The following is a 5,529-nucleotide window of genomic DNA, read 5'->3' on the forward strand; positions in this document are numbered from 1 at the left end:
TGCCTCTGTACCAACTATCCCTCCTCCTAAAATTACAACCTTGCCAGGACTAACACCAGGAACTCCCCCCAATAGAACACCTCTACCACCTTGTTGCCTTTCCAAAAATCTTGCCCCAAACTGCACAGACAAACGTCCAGCTATTATGCTCATAGGAGTTAACAAAGGTAGCCTTTTATCAGCTAGCTCTACTGTTTCATAGGCGATCGCCATAACACCACTTTCAATCAACCTTTCAGTTAACTTCCGATCAGCAGCCAAATGTAAATAAGTAAATAGTAGTTGTCCTGATTTGAGAAAGTTATACTCTGACAATAAAGGTTCCTTGACCTTGACTATCATTTCACAATTCCAAACTTCTCCAATATCTGATAAGATATGCCCGCCTGCTTGAAGATAATCATTATCGCTAAAACCTGCACCCAAACCCGCTCCTGTTTCTATGAAAACCTGGTGACTAGCTTCAGTACATACCCTGACACTAGCAGGAGTTAGTCCTACACGAAACTCTCGATCCTTAATTTCCTTGGGAATACCTATCTCCATTTATCACCTCATATGTCCTTATAATCAGAAACTATAAATATATTTTTTTGACAACTTTAAGAGCTGATTTGTAAACTTCGCTAAAAGTCTTATATTACCTAGCTTTTATCAATTAGGAAGTTACTTAATAATAACTCCTAAAACCTAAGTATAGGAAATGATTCAGCGCCTTAATACTTACTTTATAAATCAGCTCTAACCTAACCTAACTCAAAATCAATTAACCTACATCTATAACAGCAATAGGTCATACTTTTTAACATTTACCGAATAATTAATAATTAAATAATTCACTTTTGTTAGCCGATACTATGAGTGCTAACAATTGTTAACAATGCACAGTAAGATTAACTTACTGAGGGGGTATCTCCCAATGTGGTAGAAAATTTCTCTACCACGCTTTTTATAAAGATTCCACGCGGGACCTTTAAGTCGCGGTCGAGGCGAAATCCATCATTGCCAGTCACAACTTTTTTGCCACCTAAATTGTTGAGGATTTCACCAGTCCAGCTAACGGTTTTGCGCTTTGTAGGCATCCCCAATAAAGGGGAAAAAGCGGTTGAGGGATGGATGGGTTACCGGCGCCATATCCAATCAACCAAGAGAAATAAATTTTTTCCTTGAGCGTTAATCCTCTTCCTTTTAGGGAGAGGTAATTATCTATTATCCATTAATGAAAACTATTTATTGCTCTGCTGATTAAATCTAAAAGTATTTACAGATAAAGGTTTTAGCAATTTAATGAAGTGAAAAAGTATCAGCTTTTTGATTAAAAGAGCTGCATAAAGTGAGGACTTTGGGATAACGCGAGGCAGAAAAATCAAGGAAAAATTATTTCTCCTACTTCCCACACCTCCCACACCTCCCACACCTCCCACACCTCCCACACTTCCCACACCTCCCACACCTCCCACACTTCCCACACCTCCCACACTTCCCACCCTCCCCACACTTTGCTTTTTTCAGCAAACCCTATTTATTATTCCGGGATATTCTAATTTTTGGAGCAATTATATATCAACAAACAAATTTGTCAACCCCTAGACATTTGCTGACTTTCCAGTAAAATCTATAGCAAAAATTGAAATCAATTACTAGGTCATTTAGGGAGGATAGAGCCATCAATCAACAATTACATTCAGTAGCAGAAACCGAGAACCCAAAGTTATCCCCTGTCGATCAATCAATACTAAAAATTTGGGGTCCTTCTCGTTTAGAAGGAAACATTAATATTAGTGGTGCTAAAAATTCAGCACTCCCAGCAATGGCAGCAACACTACTTTCTTCAGGTATTTGTCGTTTACGTCAAGTGCCATGTCTCGCAGACATTAACACAATGGGAAAAGTTTTATCTGCGTTGGGAGCAAAAATCAAACATAATACTAATACTTTAGATATAGATGCAAGTGATTTAAATAACCCTGAAGCTCCTTATGAATTAGTTAGAAAATTACGTGCCAGCTTTTTTGCTATAGGTCCGATCTTGGCTAGACTGGGAGTAGCTCGCGTACCATTACCTGGTGGATGTGCTATTGGTGCTAGACCTGTTGACCTTCATGTTAGAGGTTTACAAACTCTAGGAGCAGAAGTTCATATTGAACATGGTATGGTTAACGCTTATATCACTGGTAGTAAAAAAAAGTTACAAGGGGCAAAAATTTATCTGGACTATCCCAGTGTTGGAGCGACTGAAACTTTAATGATGGCTGCTACCTTGGCGGAAGGAGAAACCATCATTGAAAATGCAGCTCAAGAACCAGAAGTAGAAGACCTGGCTAATCTATGTATAGCCATGGGAGCTAAAATTTTTGGTGCAGGTACAAAGACTATAGTAATATCTGGAGTTGAAAAGCTACATTCAGTAGATTATACTATTATACCCGATCGAATAGAAGCTGGGACATTTTTAATAGCTGGTGCGATTACAAACTCAGAAATAACTATTGCACCAGTAGTTCCCAAACATTTAAGTGCAGTTATTTCTAAACTTCAGTCAGTAGGAGTAAGAATTGTACAGGAAACACCTGATAGCTTACGCATTTTACCTGCTGAAATATTAAAATCTACTGATATTGACACTCAACCATACCCTGGTTTTCCTACAGATATGCAAGCTCCATTTATGGCTTTGCTAAGTGTATGTTCCGGCAATAGTTCTGTTACAGAAACGGTATTTGAGAATCGTATGCGTCATGTTTCAGAACTAAATAGAATGGGTGCTAATATTAGGGTAAAAGGAAATCATGCGGTTGTCCAAGGGGTGCCTAACTTATCCGCTGCTCCAGTAATTGGGACTGATCTGAGAGCTTCTGCTGCTTTGATAATAGCCGCCTTAGCAGCAGAAGGAGAAACAACATTTCAGGGTCTACAACACCTTAATCGAGGCTATGAACAACTAGATATTAAATTGGAAAAGTTAGGAGCAAAATTGCAGAGGTTAGACCAAGTTAAAGAAAATAACAAATGACATTTTTCAAGCTTCTATCTAAAAAAATCCAATTATACTTTGGTAAGAATTGAGACCGTTAGGCGTTTCGTTGGACTATTGGGAAGTATTGACTCGGCACAATGGAATTGATACTTGTATATCTTGAATCTATTCCTATCCCATACATTATTCAATCAAACCAATATTAGGGCGTGATAGATAAATGATTTGAAAATATTTTTACTAGAAAATTTGGTCTAAAGTTTCGCCCTTATAGGGCGACTTTTTTGTTGATGCGTATTTCTATAAATAAGTTATGATATTTTTAGTAAAAAAATCGGGGTTGCACATTTAAAGAATGATAATATATTCATTCTGAATAAGACTGGGACGAGTATTTCTTTCCTTGAAAGGGTTTGAGCCAAAAAAGTGTTTCATTATTATTTGAAATGACTATATATTTTTAACTGTACATATTACATAGATTAAGGAAAGAGTTATCCAAAAATCTCAAATGTTTAGATAACTCTTTCCTAATTGTGTAACGCCTAACGCCAAAATACTAAATAGATCTTTTTTAAGTTTCGTAGTATAAACTTGACCATAAGTATTGCCTAAAAATGATAATTCAGTAGGTAATTTTTTAGCAATTAAAACTTTTACTACTTGATAATGATGGTAAAAAATTTGATTCTCCTAAACCGTTAAATAAACGAATTAAGAAATATAGAAAATTAACTAAATGAGTGTCTAAAAAAACTAGGATAGCTATAAAGATATGAAAACTCACGGATGAAAATCTCTAAATTTCATGGCAATTTAAAAGATACAAGAACAGATTTTTTGCATAAGTCTAATCAAATAATTCCTCAAAACTAAACATTTTTTTTAGAGGTCTGACAATTTATCTAGACTGGTTAAAAACTGTAAATTAGCCAGATAAATATCTGATTTAGGTTGGAAAATGGGAAACTTCTTAGAAAGGAAAACAGAAAAATACGGTCATTATTTCAAATTGAGATATACTTTTGCCTAGCAAGTATAATCTAATTTCCTCTTGAATATCATCCTGTTTTTTGATGATTACCTTTCCATTTTTAGCTAATCCTCCTATAGAAGTTAAATTTCTTTTCTCTAGTCGATTCAAGAATGATGTATTGTTACAATATCCTACATCAATTAACACAATTTCTGGTTGATGTTCTCTGGACAAACATTGTTCTAAGCTTTTACATTGCTAAGTCTGGTTTATTGACAAATTCTGGTTTTTTTCCTTTAGGTAAACAATCAGCTTTCTGATATAAAGCTATATCTAAAGACCGAAAAATAAGCTCCATCATTAAAGATGATTTGATATTTGATTGTGCTAATATATTATCAATACGCTTGGACTAAAGCAAATATGGCTTTGACAACAACACAACTAATTGGTTTAAAGGCAAATCATTTTCGGCATCCCTTGGATTTAGAGGCAACTAATGCTTTAAAGCAATTGCCTGGTATAGACTTATTAGTTAGACAACTATTAGGTCCATTAGGCGAGCAATTTTTCTACATGGAAAATATAACATCTAGTGTTCTAGTTGGTGAAACACAATTACCAAATTTACACAAAACACTATTAGATGCTTGTCAAGCACTCGATCTAGAACCACCCCAATTATATGTTCGTCAACATCCTGTGCCTAATGCTTATACATTTGCTATGCGAGGGAAGCAACCTTTTATTGTTGTTCATACATCCTTGATAGAGTTGCTTAACTTAGAGGAAATCCAAGCAGTATTAGGTCACGAACTAGGACATCTGAAATGTGAGCATGGAGTATATCTCACTTTAGGTAATTTAATTGTACTTGCTGCTGGACAAATTTCGACATGGGGTGGTATAATAGCTCAAAGCTTACAAAGCCAAATATTAGAATGGTTAAGGTGTGCCGAATTTAGTTGCGATCGCGCAGCTCTATTAGCTACACAAGATCCTAAAGTAGTTGTATCAGTTTTGATGAAGCTAGCTGGTGGTTCTCCAACCATATCACCTCAACTTAATGTTGATGCTTTTTTAGCCCAGGCAAGAGCTTACAATGAATTTAGTAATACAGAATTGGGTGAAGTCTTAAGAGAAGTCCAAACAGCTCAACTAACTCATCCACTCCCTGTATTGAGGGCTAAAGAAATTGACAGATGGGCAAGTAGCAAAAAATATCAGGAATTGTTGCAAAGTTTAGCAACAGATGTGTACAATAATAAAAGTAAGGGCGGATGGCGAAATTGGTAGACGCACCACACTCAAAATGTGGCGACTTCGGTTGTGAGAGTTCGAGTCTCTCTCCGCCCATAGTAGTAGAATTATAGATTTGACATACTCCCGACGTTGCCCTTACGGGACAACGCGGGATTCTTCAGTCTGGGAAACCCTGACCGCTGTTTAGACAGAGGTGATGTCCTCCCCCTGTGTTGACATTGATAATAACAAAATTCTCCTAGCTTGTGTCTTGGGCCTATGAATGTTTAGCTTATGAAGGTATCCGAATCCTGGCCCTGGCTTTCATCCCGAC

The 5,529-nt window shown here is 36.5% G+C and carries 5 protein-coding genes and 1 tRNA gene; 3 read left to right on the plus strand and 3 right to left on the minus strand.

Going from position 1 to position 5,529, the window contains the following annotated elements; translation table 11 throughout:
• Both F6K40_RS38375 and F6K40_RS38380 read right to left on the minus strand, forming a co-directional pair.
• Positions 1 to 546 (minus strand): alanine dehydrogenase (locus tag F6K40_RS38375; RefSeq protein ID WP_375340634.1); only part of this gene is annotated, 546 nt, incomplete at its 3' end.
• 680 nt (positions 547 to 1,226) lie between these two features.
• Complete coding sequence (locus F6K40_RS38380; RefSeq protein WP_293144993.1) at positions 1,227 to 1,487, minus strand: hypothetical protein; 261 nt, start codon at positions 1,485 to 1,487, stop codon at positions 1,227 to 1,229.
• Positions 1,488 to 1,666: 179 nt separating this feature from the next.
• On the opposite strand from F6K40_RS38380, the gene murA reads away from it, so the two are divergent.
• Positions 1,667 to 3,013: a UDP-N-acetylglucosamine 1-carboxyvinyltransferase gene (gene murA / locus F6K40_RS38385; RefSeq protein WP_293144998.1), complete on the plus strand. Its 1,347-nt coding sequence runs from the start codon at positions 1,667 to 1,669 to the stop codon at positions 3,011 to 3,013.
• Between the two features lie 937 nt (positions 3,014 to 3,950).
• On the opposite strand, the gene F6K40_RS38390 is transcribed toward murA, so the two are convergent.
• Entirely contained in the window at positions 3,951 to 4,187 is a 237-nt protein-coding gene (locus F6K40_RS38390) for a hypothetical protein (protein ID WP_293144996.1), read from the minus strand.
• Between the two features lie 189 nt (positions 4,188 to 4,376).
• Between F6K40_RS38390 and F6K40_RS38395 the strand changes: the two genes are divergently transcribed.
• On the plus strand, positions 4,377 to 5,249 hold the full coding sequence (locus F6K40_RS38395; RefSeq protein WP_293145001.1) for a M48 family metallopeptidase: 873 nt from the start codon (positions 4,377 to 4,379) through the stop codon (positions 5,247 to 5,249).
• Positions 5,228 to 5,309, plus strand: a tRNA-Leu gene (locus F6K40_RS38400). Before F6K40_RS38395 ends, F6K40_RS38400 begins: the two co-directional genes overlap by 22 nt.
• Positions 5,310 to 5,529: the final 220 nt, after the last annotated feature.

Origin of the sequence: Okeania sp. SIO3I5, assembly GCF_010672085.1 — a bacterium.
Taxonomy (GTDB): domain Bacteria; phylum Cyanobacteriota; class Cyanobacteriia; order Cyanobacteriales; family Microcoleaceae; genus Trichodesmium.